This is a genomic window from Actinomycetes bacterium, assembly GCA_036000965.1.
Lineage (GTDB): Bacteria > Actinomycetota > CALGFH01 > CALGFH01 > CALGFH01 > DASYUT01.
In genome coordinates this window covers 1-3,647 of sequence record DASYUT010000266.1, presented here as the reverse complement: position 1 = coordinate 3,647, position 3,647 = coordinate 1, and the positions used below count along the sequence as shown (strand labels likewise).

General features: G+C 72.0%; 3 protein-coding genes and 1 pseudogene. 2 read left to right on the top strand and 2 right to left on the bottom strand.

From position 1 onward, the window contains the following. Positions 1 to 484 (top strand): hypothetical protein (locus tag VG276_23685; protein HEV8652307.1); only part of this gene is annotated, 484 nt, incomplete at its 5' end. Here VG276_23685 and VG276_23680 read toward each other — a convergent pair. Continuing rightward, on the bottom strand, positions 460 to 1,581 hold the full coding sequence (locus VG276_23680; protein HEV8652306.1) for an IS701 family transposase: 1,122 nt from the start codon (positions 1,579 to 1,581) through the stop codon (positions 460 to 462). The genes VG276_23685 and VG276_23680 overlap by 25 nt on opposite strands. Positions 1,582 to 2,133: 552 nt before the next feature. Beyond that, positions 2,134 to 3,036 (bottom strand): annotated as a pseudogene (gene sigJ, locus VG276_23675) (RNA polymerase sigma factor SigJ). An 86-nt stretch (positions 3,037 to 3,122) separates the two neighbouring features. On the opposite strand from sigJ, the gene VG276_23670 reads away from it, so the two are divergent. Next, a complete protein-coding gene (locus VG276_23670) occupies positions 3,123 to 3,593 on the top strand; it encodes a carboxymuconolactone decarboxylase family protein (protein ID HEV8652305.1) in 471 nt (156 codons plus the stop codon). Positions 3,594 to 3,647: the final 54 nt, after the last annotated feature.

Sequence of the window (3,647 nt, the reverse complement as noted above, 5' to 3'; positions counted from 1 at the left end):
CTACCCGCAGCTGCGCGAGCGGGTCCGCCAACTGGCCGAGCAGGGCCACCGCGCCCAGGCCATCGCCAACCGGCTGCACGCCGAAGGCTTCCGCCCGGCCAAGGGCCACCAGCGCATCGGGATCAGCGCCATCACCCAGCTATTGCACCAGCTCGGCTATCCCCGGGCCTTCACCCGCCAGCGCATCGTCCCGCCGCCCGGCGAAGAACCCGGCCCCCACGAGTGGTGGCTGGACGACCTCGCCGCCGAGCTCGCCATGCCCCCCATCACCCTGCACAGCTGGATCCGCCGCGGCTGGGTCCACACCCGCCAGGAATCCCGCCGCCCCTACCGGTGGATCATCCACGCCGACGGCCACCAGCTCGCCGAGCTACGCCAGCGCCGATCCCGCCCACCCGGCTGGTACACCCGCCGGCGCTGGGCCGACTCAAAGCCACCAGCCCACAACGGGAGCCGAGATCATGCAGCCAGTCCGCATATATGAGTGCACTGTGGTTGACACATCTCCACTCGCCAGCGCAGCTTGGCCAGGTGCACGAGTTGTTCCAGCGGGGTGTCGGCGGGCAGGGTGGCCAGCCAGCAGGTGACCGGCTCGGGCTCGCCGTCTGGCCACTCGGCCACCAGCCAGCGCACCGGCAGCTGGCCGCCGTGGGCGGCACGGCGCAGCCTGACCCCGGCCGGGCGCACCCGCAGGGCGACAAGGCGCGAGACCAGCGGCGCCCCGTCGGCGCCTTGGCGCCAGGCGACCGTGCGAGCCGCCGAGGGGCCCGCGACCAGCACCAGTTGCCGCAGCGAGGAGCGCTGCTGCCGGTAGCGGGGCACCGGTGGGCGGCCCCGGCCCGTATACGGCACGGCCTCGGGCACCACCTGCTCGGGGTAGGCGCTGATCGTGCCGGGGACCTGCACCACGTAGGGCAGCGCCCGCTGCTCCAGGCCCAGCCGGAACTCGCTGACCTCGCCGTAGGCGGCGTCGGCCAGGATCACCGGCGGGGCAAGGCCCCAGGCGGCCAGCTCGTCCAGCAGCGCCAGCTGCCACTTGGGCCGGTGACGCTCACCGGCGGGTACGTGCGCCTTGCGGCGCCGCTCGATGTCGGCGTCCCACTCCTGGGGCAGAAACAGCCGCCAGTCCAGCGGGCAGGAGGCAGCGTCGGTGACCGCGTGCACGCTCACGCCGACCTGGCAGTTGGCGACCTTGCCCAGCGCACCGCAGGACTGCGGCGCGACCCCGACCGAGTGGCGGCCGAACTTCGGGAAGCCGGTGTCATCGATCACCCAGGCATCGGGGGCCAAGGCGGTGGTCATGCGCTGGGCGAGCCGGCGGCGCACGGGGGTCGGGTCCCAGGGGGACTGGTTGACAAACTGCTGCAGCGCCTGCTCCAGCGCGTACGCGTCCGCGTCGGGAGCACCGCGGGCCAGCCGGGCGGCCATCGGCTGGATCGACTTGCGCCTGCCGTCCAGCAGCAGCCCACGCAGGTAGCGCTGGCCCCAGCGGCGCTGGTCTTTGCGGGGGACGGACGCGAACAGGTCCTCGGCGAATGCGGCCAGGCGGGTGCGGATGCGGCGAAGTTGGGTGGGTGTCATTGCTTGCCACCAGTGGTGGTGGCGGGCTCCTTCAGCTCGGGGATATCACTGCACAGGTACACCCAGCAGCAGTACTTCCGCAAGAGCTAACGGAGTACTGCTACCTGGCCGATCGTGTGATGCACCGAGGTGGCTGCTTGTGGAGGTGGGCGGCGAGCTGGCCGGGCTCCTGCCCAAGGCCGGGATGCTGCGCCGCATCGAACTCGGTGGCAGCTCGGAGACTGGCCGCGGCGGCGCGCCGCTGGCGCGCATGGGCGCCACAGAGACGGCGGGCGACCTGGCACCAGCGGCCGGCTGGTGCGCCCCTTCCGGGTTACCTTGCCCACGCAGTGCTCCCGCGCTCGGGGACGAGCGTGGTCGGCGTGGCGTGCCGCTGCTCGTTCCCTCCTCGTTCACGCGGACCCACGGCTTGCGGAATGACGACGCAAGCAGTGGCGCGGGCCGCGACAGCGGCCCTGATAATCGCCTATATCACCGGCCACCCGGCCGGGCCACGCCTCGCCGACCAGGACCTACGATAGAGCTTCGAGGGCCCTTGGGCTGGCCGTGCGGCTACTCGTCGGTGAGGACAGCCGCTGCGATTCTGCGGACGCGTTCGGGGTCGGCGATCGCGTCGATCTCGGCGATCTTGCCCTCGGCGACGGTGAAACCCATCACGGTGATGGGCCGTCCGCGTACAGTGACGACCACTCCGGCTGCTCCGTTCACCAGCGCGGGACGCAGGGACAACCGGGCGCGCGAATATTGGCCGGAGCCCGCTGCGCGCCTGCCTGGCTACGGCGGCTGCGCCATGGATCGCCATGGAGGCCGCGGGGCGCTTCGCGCCGGCGTCGACTCGCAGCACGACGTCGGGGTCGAGCACGGCGACGAGGGCGTCGAAATCGCCGCCGCGCGCAGCCGAGAAGAAGGCGCCGACCACCTCTCGCTGGCGGGCGAGTCGGGGTCGGGAGCCGGGACGTCGGCGCCCTTGACGCGGCGTCGCGCCCTGCTGGCCAGCTGCCTCGCCGCCGCGGGGGTCCGGCCGACCATGGGCGCGATCTCCTCAAACGGCAGCTCGAACAGGTCATGGAGCACGAACGCCAGCCGCTCGGCGGGAGCCAGGGTGTCGAGCACCACCATCAACGCCAGGCCGACCGAGTCGGCCAACAGCGCCTCGTGCTCGGGATCGGCCGCATCCTCACGGGCGATGACGGGGTCAGGCACGTGCGTGCCCACGGGGTCCTCCCGCCGCACGGTACGGGCGCGCAGCGTGTTCAGGCAGACCCGGGCGACGATGGTGGTCAGCAAGCCGCCCAGGTTCTCCACGCCGTCGGCCCCCGAGCGGCTGAAGCGAACCCAGGCGTCCTGCACGGCGTCGTCGGCCTCGGGCAGCGAGCCGAGCATCCGGTAGGCCACCGCCCGCAGACGTCCCCGCTGCTCCTCGAAACGCTCCGCCAGCCAGGCACCTTCGTCCATCGGTCCGCCCATCGGTCACATTGCCCCGTCGCCGCGTGTCATTAAGAGTGACCAGCCAAACCCGGTCGATGTGACAAGGAGACGCGATGCAACCCCGGATCACCAGCCCGGCACTCAGCCTGCCCGGCGTCCTCGACGCCCTCCAAGCGCTCGGCGCAGCAGCAAGCCAGGCTGGTCTGCCGCAGACGACGACCGACCTCGTGTACCTGCGCGTCAGCCAGATCAACGGCTGCGCCGTCTGCCTCGACATGCACGCCCGAGCTGCCAAGAAGGCCGGCGAGACCGACGAGCGCCTCCTCACGATTGCGGGCTGGCGGTACGCCCCCTACTTCACCGACGCCGAACGGGCCGCCCTAGCGCTGGCCGAGGCCGCCACCCGGCTGGCCGACCGCGCCGACCCGGTGCCCGGCGAGATATTCGGCGAGGCCAGAAAGCACTACGACGAGCCGGCCTTGGCCGCCCTGGTGGTCCAGATCGCCGCGATCAATGCCTGGAACCGGCTCAACGTCATCACCGGTCAGGTGGCGGGGGAATGGACCGCGCAATGGGTGGCCTGAGCAGCACGCGCCAGCCGAAGCGGCCACCGGGAAATAGCGGGTCACCCTCGCCGC

Excerpts from the sequence above, each read along its gene's own strand:
- VG276_23680 (HEV8652306.1), bottom strand. The coding sequence starts at position 1,581 with ATGACACCCACCCAACTTCGCCGCATCCGCACCCGCCTGGCCGCATTC.
- VG276_23670 (HEV8652305.1), top strand. The coding sequence starts at position 3,123 with ATGCAACCCCGGATCACCAGCCCGGCACTCAGCCTGCCCGGCGTCCTC.